This is a genomic window from Caulifigura coniformis (genome assembly GCF_007745175.1).
In the GTDB taxonomy this organism is placed as follows: domain Bacteria; phylum Planctomycetota; class Planctomycetia; order Planctomycetales; family Planctomycetaceae; genus Caulifigura; species Caulifigura coniformis.
This window is the reverse complement of record NZ_CP036271.1, coordinates 2,441,165-2,456,651: the sequence shown is the minus strand read 5'-3', so window position 1 is coordinate 2,456,651 and position 15,487 is coordinate 2,441,165. Positions and strand designations below refer to the sequence as shown.

Genomic DNA, 15,487 nt, shown 5'->3' with positions numbered 1-15,487 from the left:
CGTGGCGTCGGGGGCTGACTCAGGCTTCGCCGAACAAGTCGTCCAGCTTCCAGATGTGGTCCGTCAGCTGCGCCCGCATGGCTGGCGTGCAGCGGATCGACGAATGAATCCGGCAGAAGTTGTAGTGAAAGACATGGAGAGCAACCGCCGCCTTGAGGTTCGTCAGCTTCTTCGAGAAGCCGAGCGACAGGCGGGTGAAACGCTTCATGAACGTCCGGAGCGACAGGTTGAACCGTTCAATGTGGCTGGTGCATATCGTCTTCAGGTTCTCGACTCCCCACGCCGACTTCCTGTCTGAGTCGACCACTTCCGGGGGAGCGTAGCGGCCGGTCAGCTCCGAGCCGTCCGCGTACTTCTTCACGATGGTGCCGTAGTCCACGCGATGGCCGAAGCTGTTGGCGATGGCGTCTGGATAGCACTTGAAACCGTCCGTCGAAACCTGGGGGCGGTCGCCGCCATGTTCCGGGAGGACGATCCGGCGGGCGAGGTCCTCGATGAAGCGGTCGGTCGTCGACTGCTCTCTTTTTCCGATTGCGTAGTTGCAGATCAGTTTGGAACGCTGGTCGAGCGACAGATACAGGTACTGGTCGCCGATGTGGGGATTATTGAGCCGTTCCGACGGAGCAATCCGACGCTGCTTGCAGGCAACGAACGTCCAGATTTCGTCGATCTCGACATGGTCAACCGCGATCTCCTGCAGGTGGTTGTGCAGGAACTGGCGACACTTCTCGCCAGCAATCACCAGATGCCGCAGGACGGTGCGGTGCTCCATGTCCATGATCCGGGCTGTGCCCCGAATCGAATTGCCCTCGCACAGCAGCTCCAGCAGCTTCACGCGACGTTCAGCAGACAGGTGGTTAGCCATCGGATTCGCTTTGACTTCTGCGACGAATCCGGCAGACTGAAGTTTCTCAGGCTGTAGTCGGACGGAAACGTCTGGTTACGGTTCGCCCGGTGGTTGTTTCAGCAGCCACCGGGTTTTCTCTTCTCGCTTGAATCATGTTTACTAAAATCAAGAGGCAGTGCAATGGCATTGCTCTTGAAACTGGAAAACTTCTTTCAAATAATCCGACCATGACAGAAACCACTCATGGCGGGAAGCGGCCGGGCGCAGGTCGTAAGCCAAAGCCACCGGAAGAGCGCCGCGATCAGGTCTTCTCCTTGAAGCTGACCGCAGACGAGAAGCGGCTGCTGGACGACACCGACGCCCGCACCTGGGCTAGGGATGTTCTGGTGCGTGCTGCAGAACGTAAGGCACGCTGAAGCGGAGACCGGGGGTTACGATCCCAACCGCGCGAACGCGGACCCCTCCGGCAGGGTATAAGGCTGCTGCGCCGCCAAGACGCGGGCCGACCTCCGTGCGCTAGGCTGGAGGCGGAGATGGGCAACAGGCGTAGACAAACAGCAAAGTCATGGCGACTTGGACTCTCCACAAAGCCCCGAGGTTCGGGAACAGGGCCATCAGATGCATGATCTGAAAGTAGAACATTGGCTTCTCATGGTGATATGTCCCATCACCGTTAAGCCTGCCTTCAGGACCCCAGAACTACGGGATGCGGTAGAGGCATTTGCCTCAAATGCAAAGCGGGCCATCGATCTAGCCACGCTGCCCAACATGATGTGCCATGTTGGGCAGCGTATCATGATGTCCAGACTTTCTGCACACTTCATTAAGTACGGCAGCGATCATTGTCTTGACACCAGCGAACCAGAGGCGCAGTTATTGAGGCGAAGTGCGGAGGACGCGGCGGCGGAGGTGGCTGACTTCCAAAGCATCGTGAAAGACGTTTTCCATCAACGGGTGAAGTCGCCGTTTCGGGCTCTCAATGACCGCATCTCCCCGATTACGGATTTTGTCGACGAAGGCATTCAGCAGTCATACGTCACGATGATGTCTACTCAGATAATCCTCGCCTGGACTGCATTCGAAACCTTAGCGGGAGACTTGTGGGAGGCCGCCGTGAACGCTCACCCAAAGACGTTGGCAAAGCTTGAACCGAAGGGCGGTCCGTCGCAGGGAGATGGCAAGGCTTTGCCTCTTAGCGTGCTCGACAAGCACGACTACGACATTCAACACAAAATGGGCACGATACTCCGCAACTCTAAGAGGTGCACATTCACAAGGCTGGATGACATCGTCGACGCCTATTCTCGGAGCTTCCCGCAGCCGTCACCATTGTCGCGGGGTGCGATGTGGCAGGACGCCGACTTAGTCGCTGCGTGCAAGGTGCGTAACGTATTCGCACACAAGGCCGGCAGGGTTGATGACGACTTCGTAACTGCCCTGAAATCCGACCCGAGGTTCCGTCAGTATTCCGAACGCGATCAACTTGTCTTGGATGGGAAGTTGACCACTGACCTTGTCAGGGGTTTGTTCAAGTTTGCAGTTAGCCTCATCGGGCAAGTTGATGACTGGCTTGTGTCGAACTGATCTCAATCGCCGCCGACATGGCGCAACTTAAACTGATGGGCGATCAAGTTGACGATCTGCACGCCGGCATCCGTGAGGACATGTCCCGCCCCACGACAGTCACCGCAGTGCCCGTAATCGGTTTCTCCGATCCCACCACATCGCTCGCACAGCACCTCAAGCACCGGCAGTGCTGAGGTCTTGTTATCTTCAATCGCTTCAGAACTCTTCACTTCACACCTCACTTTTGTGTGAGGTAGTGAGACACCCAAATTCCGTGCCAGTGTCAGGGGCAGCGAAATTCAAAATGCACCACTACCCCCTGCCCGGTAGTGGTACCGTTTGAAAAATCTTGGGCGAAAATAGTTCAGCCGAGAGATATCCAGTTCACGCGTCCATTGTTGTCGAAGCCGACGTGCAACGGATCGTTTCCAAAGCCGACCCGAAGGAAGAAGAGTGGCTCATACCGTGAGTAGTACCAGTCGCCCTCACGATCCTTCCAATGAGGCTCCCCCAGAACCGCGATCACCTCTGCTTGGCTCATTCCATCGTTGATGAGGCTCGCGGCATCCGATGAGACGCGGCGGCAGCTTTCACGGTAGTACAACGCAATCAGCGGGCTGATCGCGACTAGAGCGATCAGTTTCCCGATGTGTCGCTTCAGGATGGACATAGCCCACCCAGTACCCTGCAAACGAAAAAAGCCCGCCCGGCATCATCGCCCGGCGGGCCTCGCGACTCAACAGTGGTTCACGCAAACAGATCGTCCAGTTTCCAGAGATGGTCCCTCAGGTTCGCCCGCATGGCCGGCGTGCAGCGGATCGACGAATGAATCCGGCAGAAGCTGTCGTGGAAGATGTGCAGGGCCACGAAATCGTTCTTGTCGGGTTATCGGCCGCCGCCCGCGTACAGTTCGATGAGGCCGCAGCCCTCGCATCGGCGGGCAGAAATGCCGATGACATCGGAAGCGCCCAGAAGCGTATCCCAGCCCGACTCCTTGGCCCGCCCGTCACGCCACGTCAAACGTTCTCGCCGCGCTGGTGCGACACGGGCCTCGACTTGTCCGGGTGTCATTGACGAGCCGCAACGGTGGCATTTCAGGTCGCCCACGCTCACAGCGATGCTCCTTAAGATTGCGTCCCCAACGCACAACAGAAAGCCCGCCCGGTATCATCGCCCGGCGGGCCTCGCGACTCAACTGCGGCCTACTCCGCCCGACCGGATGGCTGCGCTCGCGAAATTGGCACGTCTGAACTCTCGATCCTCTACAGTGACCTCTCATGAGCGAATCCACTCCAGGCCGCCGTGTGAACCGGGCACCGCTTCTCGTGATTGGCGTGCTCGCCGCTGTCTGTCTCTACCAGATGGTGCGCCTCGGCGGCTTCCGTTCGCGAATCGAGGCTCTGCAAACAGACAGTCGGAGATGCCGGGAAGAGCTCGACGCTGCTCTGACAGGATTGTCGAGAACCTCGATGGAACTCGATGAGGTCCGCACGGAACTGGAGGCGCTGAAGGCGAAGGCCGGATCGAACTAGCCGGACGGGAGGGGCCACGCGACCAGGTTGACGACTCTCGAGCGGTGGTCCCGTTTGACGGTTTTCGCCGCGGAATCGTTTCGGAGGGCGATTTAGATCGAGTCGTGCTCACGCCGTCGGCAGGCCCGCCATACCCTGACGGCCTTTTCCAGCAGGAAGCAGCACCAGATCGTGAAGGCGATCAACGCCAGGCGGCGTAACGGATCGTTCAGGTCCACTGAGGCCAGGTTGAACGCGAGGCAGATCGCGACGACAGCGAAGTCCCACGGAGACGAATTCCACCACCCGTCAGGATGTCGCTGCTTGCCGTTCATTCTTCGGTTCCGGACAGCAAACGAAAAAGCCCGTCCGGCATCATCGCCCGGCGGGCGTCGCGACTCAACAGCGGATGGCGCTTCACTGCAGGACGGGCGGGGACTCAGTCGGCTTTTTGCCTCGGGCACGGAAGTGAATGCGATTCCCTTCGACTTCCGTCACCACGGCCGCGATCAAGCTGCGGTCCTCGAGTCGCAGGTGAATGGTCTCCCCCATCGTGAGCCCGGGTCTCGCCCCAGGTAAATCAAACACTCCCCGCCAGATATGACCATCCCCGGTCCCGCGTCTGGCGTCCTGCGCCTGAATCTCGACATCTTCGATCAGGATCGAGTCATCGATCCGAACAACGGTTGCGAACAGCATGGCGACACCTGTCTGAATTCGGCGGACAGAACCGTTCTCAGAAGCTCGAGGAGAACGTCAATGGTCCTTGCCGCTGCGGCGATCGATGGCACAGCGAAAACTAGCCATTGGCGGCGCTTTCAAAGGCCAGCCACAATTCCACGGTAGCACCTTTCGGCAACATCGCTAGGCCGCTCGACATTCAAGCGGCCCTCCGTGCGGGCGAAAACTTCCCTGCGCGATGTCAGGATTTCGCTGCGTAATGCGACGCAATCAACTTCCCAGCCGAAGGTTGCGGCTCAAAGCCACTTCAGACAGGCGAAGTCTCTTCTTGATGCGCAACCCCTCCCGTCAGGGTAGAGAGTTCGTTCTTTGGCAACGCAAACAGAGGGGGACCAGCCCCGCGAGAGGGGGTGAAAAAAGACTCCACAGCTCGTCACACGTGTCACAGGTCCAGAACTCCAATGTTTCAGACGGTTTTCGCTGTCACAGGTCGTCACAGGTCGTCACAGGTCGTCACAGGTCTCCTCCCCCCGGGGGGCCGGCCTCCGCGACAGCGAATGTCCATGCCCCCTCGACCGCAACTTCAGAACGCCGGCGCTTCCCGATGGCTATGCACGCAAACGGAAGGAAGCCGGCCGGCAAGGCCGGCCCTGCGGCGACTCCTTCTTACTGCACCAGCCCGGCGATGGTTTTGAAGTCGGCTTTCAGCGAGCGGTAGAGCTGCTGGTAGACCTTGTGGGACGCGTCGTACACCTTGCGGGCCTTCGCATCCGTCGGCGTGGTTTCGACGACCTTGATCGTCGCTTCGCAGGCTTCGACGACGTTCTTGTAGGCCCCGGTTCCGGCGGCTGCGAGCAGGGCGACGCCATAGGCGGGCCCTTCGGCCGCGTTGATCGTCGAGACTTTCTGGCCGTAGACATCGGCCTGGACCTGGCGCCAGAAGCGGCCTTTCGCTCCTCCGCCCGAGAGGCGGATCTCCTTCACGGGGACGCCCATTCCCTGGATGATTTCGAGGCAATCGCGCATGGCGAACGTCGCCCCTTCGATCACCGAGCGGATCAGGTGCGGACGACCATGCCGGAGCGTCATTCCGATCCAGGCGCCGCGGGCCGTGGGATCGGCGTGCGGCGTGCGCTCCCCGGTGAGATAGGGAAGGAAGAACAGGCCTTCCGATCCCGCGGGAGCGGTCGCGGCCTCGGCGCTGAGGAGTTCGTAGGGATCGACGTGCATGCCGCGCGCAACGGCCGTCTCCGCGTGGCCGAGCTGATTACGATACCACTGCAGGCTGCCGCCGGCGGACAGGACGACTCCCATCACGTGCCATTTTCCGCGGACGGCATGGCAGAAGGTGTGGACACGGCCCTCGGGATCGATCTGCACCTCATCGCTGTGGGCGAAGACGACGCCGCTGGTTCCCATGGTGGCCGAGATGACTCCTTTGCGGACGATGCCGTTGCCGATCGCTCCGGCCGCCTGGTCTCCGCCGCCGCCGACGACTGGAACGCCGACCGGCAGGCCGAGCGCCTCGGCGGCCACGGGGGACAGCGTCCCGGACACTTCTTCGGACTCGTACACCTTCGGAAGGAGCGACTTCGAGATGTCGAGCTTGTCGAGCAGCGCGCCGCTCCAGGCGCGGCGCTTCACATCAAGCAGGAGCGTTCCGGAGGCGTCGCTGACTTCCGTGGCGAACTCGCCGGTCAGCCGGAAGCGGACGAAGTCCTTCGGAAGGAGCACCTGTGCGAGCCGGTCGTAGTTCTTCGGCTCATGATTGCGCAGCCAGAGGATCTTGGGGGCGGTGAATCCGGTGAGCGCCGGATTGGCCACCATGCCGATCAGCTTCTTGCGTCCGCCGGCGCGTTCTTCGATCTCGGCGCATTCGGCGGCGGTGCGCTGATCGTTCCAGAGGAGAGCCGGGCGAATGACCTGGTGGTCCTGGTCGAGGAAGACGCTGCCGTGCATCTGGCCCGACAGGCCGATCCCTTTGACGTCGGCCGGTTTGACCTTCCCTTCCCGGAGCACCTCGCGAACGGTGGCGACGGTCGCTTCCCACCAGTGGTGTGGTTCCTGTTCCGACCATCCGGGCTGCGGGGTCGAGAGGGGATACTCGCTCGTGGCGCTGGCGAGAATGGTTCCATCTTCACGAACGGCCAGCGTTTTCGTGCCGCTGGTCCCGATATCGATCCCGAGGTAGACGCTCATGATGGCCAGTCGAAGGGGGCGCGCGCGAGGGTGACAGCGGGGAAAGTGTAGCGACTCGCGATGCGCGAATGGATGGAGTTGAAGGGCCTGCAATGCCCGGGAGATGGCTCAGTCGAAGTAATCTTCGTCGAGTCCGCCGACCGTTTCGCCCCAGGCGATCCCGACGCGGTCCATGTCTTCACGCGTGAGTCGGCCGCCGCTTCTGAGCACGGCTTCGTTGAGTTCGACGGCCCACTCGGCGAGGCCGACCGTTCGCATCTGTTCGACGGCCGCGTTGATGTCGTACTCGGCCCGGTGAAAGGAGACTTCGCCGTTGTCGATGATCGCGTACGACGCCCGGGGGTCGCCGTCGCGCGGCTGGCCGACGCTGCCGGGGTTGATGACGCGTTTGCCGTCGACTTCGAGATCCATCGGGACGTGGGTGTGTCCTACGCAGATGAAGTCGGCCTCGATTCCCTCGAGCCGGGCGCGCCACGCCTCGGCTTCCACGGGGAGATACTCATCGAGCGGATCGCGAGGACTGCCGTGGACGAGGAAAAACCGCTTGTCGTCGAGCGTGAGGGAAAGCGTGAGGGGGAGTCGGGCGAGGAACTTGGTCCGGTACGAGTCGATCAGTTCCCAGTTCAGTGGCCGGGTCTCGGCGGCGAGTCGTCGGAAGCCGCGGCCTCCTCTGGGGGTGACGCGCTGGGCGACGGCGTGGTCGTGATTCCCGCGGACCGCGGCGGTCGCGTGGGCGTGGGTCCAGTCGACACAGGGGACTGGATTGCAGCCGTAGTCGACGATGTCCCCCAGGACCATGCAGGCGTCGAACTCTTCTCGAATCGCCGAAAGGGCGGCCCAGTTGGAGTGAATATCGGCGAGGAGCAGGATTCTCATTGCCATTGGCCGCCGGTGGCCGGGATGTCTTCAATCGCGGGCGGCGCTTCAGTTTGCGATCGGCTGTCGACGTTTGGCGTCAGGTTCCCCGGGCTGCACAGGAGCGGATCCGGGCCCGCCCATCTTGACCATGCAAGTGTCAGGTGAGTCTAATCTTGTGTCGACTTCTGTCGCCCGTCAAAGGACTTCGTGATGAAGATCCCCTCTCCGAACGGCATGACGCTGAGGCAGAAGCTGATGGAAGCCGACAAGCTCACACGGGAGCTGATGGATCATCTGGAGCGGGGGTTCATCCCGAAGGCGCATACCCTTCGACGGGTGACCCGGCATGGAGGCGAGGTGGAGAATGAGTCGATCACGGACCTTACCGTTCGCAGCACGGCCGACCTGGTTCTGGACAGTGCGGCGTTCTCGCAGGAACTCGCTCTCGGGCTCGAAGGTTTCCTGACGGCGATCGACGCCGATGTGAATCAGAATCGAGCCTAGGGGAGAATTCTTTGCTCCCTCTGATTCGTGATCTCCGCCCCGCCGCGCCCCACGCCGATCGCGCGCAGACATGAGTGTCCTTCGCAACAAACCGGAATCCGAGACCTCGGGAACGGCCTACACGTTCCTGAAGCCGATGCCGTCGCTGCGTCCGGCGCAGGCCGAACCGGCTGCTCCGCCGACAAACCGCCCCGATGTGGGGGCGATGCTGTTCCCGGCGCGTGATGCTGTCCGCGTGCCGGTCGCGGGCGTGGCGCTCGGGCCGTATGTGATCGAAGAGGAGATCGGCCGCGGCGGAATGGGGGCCGTCTTTCGGGCGCTCGACTCGCGGCTGGACCGGATCGTCGCCCTCAAGGTGCTCGGGCCCGACCTGTCGCGCGACCGATCGTCATTCACCCGATTTCAGAATGAAGCCCGCGCGGCGGCGCGGCTCGATCACGAGTCGATCGCCCGCGTGCACGATGTGGGCCATGACCACGGCCTGTATTACATCGCCTTCGAATTCGTCCCGGGTCGAAACCTTCGGGAAGCGCTCGCAGATCATGGCGGATCGCTCTCGCCGGATGAAGCGGTCGGCTACACGCTGCAGATCGCGGATGCCCTTCGGCACACCGCGGCCGTCGACGTCGTCCACCGCGACATCAAGCCATCCAACATCATTCTCTCTCCGACGGGCCGGGCGAAGCTCGTCGACTGGGGACTCGCGCGGCAGAACAGCGTTGAAGTCTCTCAGGATTTGACGCAGACCGGCACGACGCTCGGGACGTTCGACTACATCTCGCCAGAGCAGGCGGTCGACCCGCGGAGTGTGGACGTTCGCAGTGACATCTATTCGCTCGGCTGCACGCTGTTCCACATGCTGACCGGCGAGCCTCCCTATCCGCGGGGGTCGATGTTTCAGAAGGTGGTGAATCACCATCGCTCCGAGCCGCCGGACGCCTCATCGCGCAATTCCGCGGTGCCGCCGGAGCTTTCGGACGTGGTGCGGCGGATGATGGCGGCCGATCCGGCAGCCCGATACGCCACACCCGATGAACTGGTCGCCGACCTGCTGTCGGTCACGACGGAAATCGGCCTGAGGCCGACGTCGCCGGTCTCCGGAGTGTGGTCGACCTCTTACGGCGCGCCGCCGCGAGAACGAATCCGGGCGGGATGGGGCTGGATGGGCGCATTCGTCGCGCTGATGGTGCTGGTGTGGTCGGTCGATCGCTCGAGCCGCACGACTCCCCCCGAGCGTCTCGATCCTCCTGCTCCCGCGATCGTCGACAGTGTCCCCTCAGAGACGCCTCTGGTGGCGCCTGCCGAGCCTGATCCGGCGACGACCAATCGTCGGCCCTCAGGCGGCATCGTCAGGGGAGTCGCTGAAGCGCCCCGCGAGTTCGCGATCCCGCGCAACGCCCCCGCGATTTCCGCCGCGCCGGGAGGGATCGATTTTTCGACACTGAACCCGTCGGATCTCGTCGACTCTGTGAAATCGTTCCTGCAGCCGGGTCAGCCTTCGACGGACACCGAACCGCGCCGCATCGAAGCTCCGTCGCAGAACTTCGTGCTGCAGTCGGTCAACGATCGTTCTACGCAGCGTTTCTCATCGCTCGAGGCGGCCATCCTGGCGGCGGCCGATGACGACGTGATCGAACTCGATTTCGACGGCCCGTCCGGCGAAGTCGTGCGGCCCATTCGAATTGGAAGGAGGCTGACGATTCGGGCCGCGCCCCGACGCAGGCCGCAACTCGACATCGGGCTGACGAAAGACGAAGCCTTCTGGAGCTCGGTTCCCGCGCCGAAGATCTTCACCGTGGCGGGCGGTTCGCTGTTCATGGCGGACGTGGATCTCGTTCTGGCTGTGCCGGGGAGAACTCCGGCGCGGTGGTCGGTGTTTTCGCTGGCGCTCGGAGGGCGGGTCTCACTCCGCGGCGTGAGCGTGACGATCCAGAACGGGAACCGGCAGCCTGTCGCGGTGTTTGACGCTGTGACCCGTTCCGCTCCGGCGATCGGCCGGGCGATGACCGATGTGATGGCCGATCGGCCGCTGGAGATCACAGTGGAATCGTCGGTGGTGCGGGGCGCAGCCGACCTCATCTGGCAGGATTCGACGGATGTGGTCGATGTCCGGATCGCGCAATCGGCGCTTGCACTCAATGGCGCGTTGTTCCGACAGTCCTCCGGAAGCAGCCCGAGTGCGATGGCGACCAGCCGCGGGCCGAACGAACTGCTCCTCGAGCATGTGACGGCGGTGCTGGAACGGTCGCTGGCGCTGATTGAACTGGGAGACCGTGAAACGGCGCGGCCGCTGCAGATCGACTGCCGCAGCTCGATCGTGAAGATCACTGACGCCAGCCAGCCGCTCATCTCGATCAGCGGCCAGGGCGATGTGAACGACTACATTGACTCGTTGAGCTGGAACGGCCGGTACAACTGGTTTGACGTGGCGGGGCCGGCTGTCGACATCGCTACGCCGGGTGTGGCGGGACCGTCGCTGACGACGTGGAAGTTCGACGAATGGTTCAGCCGGTGGATGGCTCGCGGAGCGAGCCAGGTGGAGCAGCGGACGACCGGCGAACTGTTCGCGAACGGTGCGGCCTGGGAGCAGCCTGAGTTCACGCGAGCCGAAATGGCCGACTTCACGCTCGATCCCTCGGGCCAGAACTCGGCGCTGAAGGGTGCGGAAGACGGCGGCGCCGCGGGGATCGACCTGGAACAGCGGACGCTGCCGCAGTCGCTCCCGGAATTGCCGCGGTCCGATTCCGCAGCCCGACCGACTCCGCGCAGCCGGTTTGCGGCGGAACTCGTTCCCGTCCGCCCCGCGGTGGACGAATCGCGTCGCTGAACGGGGCGCCGGGGTCGATTCTCAGGCCGCGTTCCGTTCGGGCAGCCCCTTCGCGGTGCGTGCCTGGTTCACCATCGAGCGGACCCAGTCGAGGTCGCCGCGCTTCCAGACATAGGCGAAGCCGACGAGCAGCACGCCGAAGAAGACGAAGATGTCGAACATCCCGATCGTCGACATCCGCAGGGCGTCCTGAGCCGACATTGCGGTGTCGGCGGTCGTCGTTCCGGCCGGCAGGTCGAGCAGCCGGTCGGTGAGGGCTTCTCGCGTGGAGGTTGTCAGTCGGGGATCGGCGAGCTGACGCGCACCGCCGAAGACGACGGCCCAGGGGAAGAAGAAGGCGACTTCCACGTCGAAGATGATGAACAGCAGGGCCACGACGTAGAACCGCAGGTCGAACTGGATATAGCTCGACCCGATCGTCGGCTCGCCGCATTCGTAGACGGCGTCCTTCTCGGGCGTGGGCAGGGTCGGCCGGAGGAATCGACCGATGACCAGCGGCGCCAGAAGGAGCGTGATGCCGGCCGCGGTGAACAGCAACAGATGGATATTCAGATCAATCATTTGTGCTTCCGCCGCCGTTATTCACACTCAAAAGCCCGAGTCGTTACGAGAGTCGGGTTCCGCCGTTTGCGTCGGCGGGCTTTGACGCGTCTTCAGTGTGCCTCGTCAGCCGCGAACGGGAACGGGCTGGGCTCGCCTTTGACCCACACCGGCTGATGCAGGACTTTCGATTCCGCGACGGCCGTGGGATTGAGCGTTGACTGACCCCAGCCGACCTGGAGCGGCAGCTTGGCGTAGTCGACGATGCAGCCATCGCGGCTGTAGCAGCTGAGGTCGTGGTTGGAGCCCATGAAGATGCAGTCGACCGGACAGGGGTCGACACACAGCGCGCAGAACATGCACTTGGTGTAGTCGATGGTGAAGCCGTCGATGCGGAAGCCCTTCCCGACGGGGCTCTTCACCTTGTCGATGTAGATGCAGTCGACCGGGCAGGCGACGGCGCACTTCTCGCAGCCGATGCAGGTGGTGAGGTCGAAGCGGTGGAAGCCACGATAGCGGGCCTTCACGGGGACCGGGCGTTCCGGGTACTCGTAGACCTCGGCCATGGTTCTGCGGTTGTATGTCTGGAACCACGTTTTCAACGTGATCCACAAACCACCGAGGACGGTGCTGACCGCGACCCACACATTGCGGAACCACTCAACCATCGAAACCCTTTCGCGCGTGCGGAATTCCGGTTGGAGTGGAAGGATTATTGAGCGTCGGTCACCGGCCCGCAAGGACGACCCGGGCGTTCGCAAAGTCGGGAACCGGCCCGCCGGGAATGGCCGGCCGGCAGTGGGCGACTGTCTGGAAATCCGGGGCGATTCTTCGAGCAGGGTTGCGCGGCGGCGGGGCGAGAAGGGCGCTGAAAGGGCAAGGAGTGCGCGGCTGTCCTTCTCGAAAACCGGCCTGATTCATTGAGGAAACGGGCAAGGAGAGCAAGGAGACCGAGAAGTCCGCGATTCTTCCCGGGTCGGCAACCGACGAGCGGCGGTTCTGAACCGAGTTCGCACGGTGAAATGCAGGGCGCGGCCCCCCCTGTGAGGGATGCAAACAGGCGTGCGGAGCGGCGGTTTCCGGAACAGCGACTGGTCACAGGGGTGGTTGCGCGCGGAGACCGTCCGGGGCGGAATGTGGAGAGCTGGCGCAGGCCTGAGTGGCGCGCGGTGCGATGACGGTCGGTCGAACCGGCCCATTGAATGTCCATGACTGACTCCCGGTCTCGATCGAAGGCTTCTCACCCTGACGGGTGAGGTTGCGCGCCGGACCGGTCCTTCAGCCCCTGGGGTCGGTCGGGTTCTTCGTCCCGCGGCCTGTCGGTTTGGCCGGGTCGAAGCCGGGATTGGGGGTCGGCGACCGGGCCCCGACCTGCTCTTTCCAGAGAATGAGCTTTTCGATCAGCTCCGACATCCGAGTCCTGTCGTCGAGCGGCGATGTCTCGCCGGGATCGGCCGCGAGATCGAACAGTTCGATGCCCCCCTCGTCCCAGGCGATGAGCTTCAGGTTGCCGACGCGGATCGCCGACCCGGGAGCGCCTCCCTGGTTGCCGTAATGCGGGTAGTGCCAGTAGAGCGGGCGCGAAGACAACTCCCCCCGCAGGACGGGGGCGAGGTCGATGCCATCGGATTTCGTCGGTTTGCCGACCGCGGCGGCGACAGTCGCGAACAGGTCGGGCGTCACGGCCGGTGTGTCGATGACCGATCCCGGCGTGGTCTTGCCGGGCCAGCGGACGAGGAGCGGAACGCGAATGCCACCCTCGTAGAGCCACCCCTTGCCGCCACGCAGCGGGAGATTGGAGGTGGGCCAGCCTTCGCTGGTCGAGAGGCCGCCGTTGTCGCTGGTGAAGATGACGAGGGTGTCGTCCGCCAGCTTGAGTTCATCGAGCGTCCTGAGGACCTGGCCGACGGCGTCGTCCATGGCGTCGACCATCGCCGCGTAGACAGCGTGCTCCTGCACCAGGCGGACGTCGCGGGATCCCTCACGGCCATACTTCGGCTCAAGTCCGAGCCGGCTGCGCTTGGCTTCGTATTTCGCGAGGAGGTCCTTGCGGGCCATCAGCGGCGTGTGGACGTCGTAGGTCCAGAAGTTGACGTAGAACGGCCTGTCCTTGTTCTCCCGGATGAAGGCGGAGCACTCGCGGGCGAGTCGATCGGGGAGATGCTCCCCGGCCGGCCCGTCCTCGAGGCGCGGGTTACCGTAGGGGGAGAAATACTTGCCGGGGCCATAGGGGCCGCCGGCGGAATGGCCTCCCTTGTTGACATCGAAGCCCTGGTGCTCGGGCCAGTTCGCCTCCGGGCCGAGGTGCCACTTGCCGGCGTGCATGGTGGCATAGCCGGCAGATTTGCAGACTTCGGCCAGGGTCGTTTCCCGGAGGTCGAGGAAGGTCTGGTACGGGGCGGGGAGGAGTCGGGTGTTGCGTTTCCATTTGTCGGGCTGGGGGGCGCCGATGTAGTCGGTGACGCCGGTTCGGACGGGCCACTTGCCCGTCATGAGGCTGGCCCGTGAAGGAGAGCAGACCGGGCAGGCCGCGTATGCCTGTGTGAAGCGGGCCCCCTGCGACGCGAGACGATCGAGGTTGGGCGTTTCGTAGAAGGAGCTGCCGGTGCAGCCGAGGTCGTGGGCGCCGAGGTCATCGGCGAGGAAGACGACGATGTTGGGCGGGCGGTCGGCGGCGACCGACGGTGCGGCGGCCAGCAGCGTTGCGACAAGGACCAGCGCGAGCAGGCGGATCATGAAGGGCATCACTCACGCGGGATGACTGCGAACGAACGTTCGCATCAACGCAAAAACGTCGAGGGGATGCAACCCTCAGGTGTCGGCAATCGCTGGCAGGGCGGGCGCGGCTGTTCCCAATGGAGGGCTGGTTGCGCGGGGGCGAAGCGGAGCTTCTGGCGGGGCGTTCCCAGGCTGGAGCCTGGGAACGAGGGGGCGAGGGGGCGCACACCGGCGGCTAGCGCCTTGCCGCTCACTAAAAAAGCCCGGGGGGTTGGCACCCACCGGGCTTTTGTTGTCACACGCAAGACTCTTAGCCGCCGAGCACCCAGAGGGTGAAGGCTTTGACCTTCAGTCCGGCTTCGGCGAGCACCTGGCTGACGGACTTCGAGTCGTCCTTGGCAAACATCTGCTCGGCGAGGACGCCGGCTTCGTCGCGGTAGAAGACCTTCATCTTGCCGTCGACGATCTTGCCGACGATGTTTTCCGGCTTGCCGCTGGCCTTGGCTTCGGCGGTCAGCTTCTCGCGTTCTTCGCTGGCCTTGGCCGGGTCGACGTCTTCGACGCGGGCGACGGTGGGCTTCAGGGCCGCGACGTGCATCGCGACATCCTTCAGGACGGGGGCCGACTTGTTGTCGCCTTCGGCCTGGAACAGCACACCGGTCTTTCCGTCGTGGTGCAGGTAGATGCCGACGGGGCCTTCGACCTTGGCCATCCGCGAGACCACGATCTTTTCGCGGATCTGCAGGAGCATTTCTTCGAAGACTTCCTTGAAGGTCCGTCCGTCCGGCGCCTTCTCGCCCATGAGGGCTTCGACGGAGCTGAGGGGGGCGCCGTTCAGGACGCGGTCGACGAGGGCCTTGCCGAGTCCGACGATCTGTTCGCTGCCGGCGACCGGGGCCGACTCGCACTGGATCTCGACCATGGCCGCTTCACTGCCATCGGGCTTGGTGGCGATGAAGATGCGGCCTTCCTTGGTTTCGTTGGCGCTCCGGCTCTCGACCAGTTTGCCGAGCTGGGAGCGGAGGATTTCGATTGCCTTTTCGGCATCGCCCCCGGCTTCCACCAGAGCGGCCTTGACCTTCATGAGCGGCAGCTTGGTGCGTTCGCGAAGCGCCTGGACGGCGGCGGCGGTAATATCAGCCATGACTCAGAATCCTGAATGGTAGGGTGACGGCCGGATCTGGCCGGCGAAGAGCCTGCCCTTCGCGTCCTCTCACCGACTCCGGCAGCGGGCTG

Annotated in this window: 16 protein-coding genes; 5 read left to right on the top strand and 11 right to left on the bottom strand. The window is 63.4% G+C overall.

Annotated features, from left to right (window positions below):
* Positions 1 to 19: 19 nt before the first annotated feature.
* The gene (locus Pan44_RS09725; RefSeq protein ID WP_145029608.1) at positions 20 to 865 is read right to left on the bottom strand and encodes a hypothetical protein; all 846 of its coding nucleotides are present in this window, start codon (positions 863 to 865) and stop codon (positions 20 to 22) included.
* A 134-nt stretch (positions 866 to 999) separates the two neighbouring features.
* Here Pan44_RS09725 and Pan44_RS09720 point away from each other — a divergent pair, with 134 nt between their 5' ends.
* A complete protein-coding gene (locus tag Pan44_RS09720) occupies positions 1,000 to 1,263 on the top strand; it encodes a hypothetical protein (RefSeq protein WP_145029606.1) in 264 nt (87 codons plus the stop codon).
* A gap of 202 nt (positions 1,264 to 1,465) precedes the next feature.
* Positions 1,466 to 2,431, top strand: a complete 966-nt coding sequence (locus Pan44_RS09715) for a hypothetical protein (RefSeq protein WP_145029604.1) — start codon at positions 1,466 to 1,468, stop codon at positions 2,429 to 2,431.
* A gap of 2 nt (positions 2,432 to 2,433) precedes the next feature.
* On the opposite strand, the gene Pan44_RS09710 is transcribed toward Pan44_RS09715, so the two are convergent.
* Together Pan44_RS09710 and Pan44_RS09705 are read right to left on the bottom strand one after the other, a co-directional pair.
* Positions 2,434 to 2,643: a hypothetical protein gene (locus Pan44_RS09710; protein ID WP_145029602.1), complete on the bottom strand. Its 210-nt coding sequence runs from the start codon at positions 2,641 to 2,643 to the stop codon at positions 2,434 to 2,436.
* Between the two features lie 134 nt (positions 2,644 to 2,777).
* Positions 2,778 to 3,083, bottom strand: a complete 306-nt coding sequence (locus Pan44_RS09705; RefSeq protein ID WP_145029600.1) for an outer membrane protein assembly factor BamE — start codon at positions 3,081 to 3,083, stop codon at positions 2,778 to 2,780.
* 607 nt (positions 3,084 to 3,690) lie between these two features.
* Between Pan44_RS09705 and Pan44_RS09700 the strand changes: the two genes are divergently transcribed.
* Positions 3,691 to 3,945: a hypothetical protein gene (locus tag Pan44_RS09700; protein WP_145029598.1), complete on the top strand. Its 255-nt coding sequence runs from the start codon at positions 3,691 to 3,693 to the stop codon at positions 3,943 to 3,945.
* 92 nt (positions 3,946 to 4,037) lie between these two features.
* On the opposite strand, the gene Pan44_RS09695 is transcribed toward Pan44_RS09700, so the two are convergent.
* The 4 genes from Pan44_RS09695 to Pan44_RS09680 all read right to left on the bottom strand — a co-directional run bounded on the left by Pan44_RS09695 (position 4,038) and on the right by Pan44_RS09680 (position 7,680).
* Positions 4,038 to 4,259: a hypothetical protein gene (locus Pan44_RS09695; protein ID WP_145029596.1), complete on the bottom strand. Its 222-nt coding sequence runs from the start codon at positions 4,257 to 4,259 to the stop codon at positions 4,038 to 4,040.
* 82 nt (positions 4,260 to 4,341) lie between these two features.
* Entirely contained in the window at positions 4,342 to 4,623 is a 282-nt protein-coding gene (locus tag Pan44_RS09690) for a hypothetical protein (protein WP_145029595.1), read from the bottom strand.
* Positions 4,624 to 5,271: 648 nt separating this feature from the next.
* Positions 5,272 to 6,804: a xylulokinase gene (xylB, locus tag Pan44_RS09685; RefSeq protein WP_145029593.1), complete on the bottom strand. Its 1,533-nt coding sequence runs from the start codon at positions 6,802 to 6,804 to the stop codon at positions 5,272 to 5,274.
* Positions 6,805 to 6,912: 108 nt separating this feature from the next.
* The gene (locus Pan44_RS09680; protein ID WP_145029591.1) at positions 6,913 to 7,680 is read right to left on the bottom strand and encodes a metallophosphoesterase family protein; all 768 of its coding nucleotides are present in this window, start codon (positions 7,678 to 7,680) and stop codon (positions 6,913 to 6,915) included.
* 192 nt (positions 7,681 to 7,872) lie between these two features.
* Between Pan44_RS09680 and Pan44_RS09675 the strand changes: the two genes are divergently transcribed.
* Together Pan44_RS09675 and Pan44_RS09670 are read left to right on the top strand one after the other, a co-directional pair.
* Positions 7,873 to 8,166 carry a hypothetical protein gene (locus tag Pan44_RS09675; protein ID WP_145029589.1) on the top strand — a complete coding sequence of 98 codons (294 nt, stop codon included), beginning with the start codon at positions 7,873 to 7,875 and terminating at the stop codon, positions 8,164 to 8,166.
* 70 nt (positions 8,167 to 8,236) lie between these two features.
* Positions 8,237 to 10,993 (top strand): serine/threonine-protein kinase, encoded by a 2,757-nt coding sequence (locus Pan44_RS09670; protein ID WP_145029587.1) that lies wholly within the window; start codon positions 8,237 to 8,239, stop codon positions 10,991 to 10,993.
* A 21-nt stretch (positions 10,994 to 11,014) separates the two neighbouring features.
* Here Pan44_RS09670 and Pan44_RS09665 read toward each other — a convergent pair whose 3' ends face one another.
* The 4 genes from Pan44_RS09665 to tsf form a co-directional block, all read right to left on the bottom strand.
* Positions 11,015 to 11,554: an NADH-quinone oxidoreductase subunit A gene (locus tag Pan44_RS09665; RefSeq protein WP_145029585.1), complete on the bottom strand. Its 540-nt coding sequence runs from the start codon at positions 11,552 to 11,554 to the stop codon at positions 11,015 to 11,017.
* Positions 11,555 to 11,646: 92 nt separating this feature from the next.
* On the bottom strand, positions 11,647 to 12,201 hold the full coding sequence (locus Pan44_RS09660; RefSeq protein WP_145029583.1) for an NADH-quinone oxidoreductase subunit I: 555 nt from the start codon (positions 12,199 to 12,201) through the stop codon (positions 11,647 to 11,649).
* A gap of 610 nt (positions 12,202 to 12,811) precedes the next feature.
* The gene (locus Pan44_RS09655) at positions 12,812 to 14,269 is read right to left on the bottom strand and encodes a sulfatase (protein WP_145029581.1); all 1,458 of its coding nucleotides are present in this window, start codon (positions 14,267 to 14,269) and stop codon (positions 12,812 to 12,814) included.
* 292 nt (positions 14,270 to 14,561) lie between these two features.
* On the bottom strand, positions 14,562 to 15,395 hold the full coding sequence (gene tsf / locus Pan44_RS09650) for a translation elongation factor Ts (protein WP_145029579.1): 834 nt from the start codon (positions 15,393 to 15,395) through the stop codon (positions 14,562 to 14,564).
* Positions 15,396 to 15,487 lie beyond the last annotated feature (92 nt).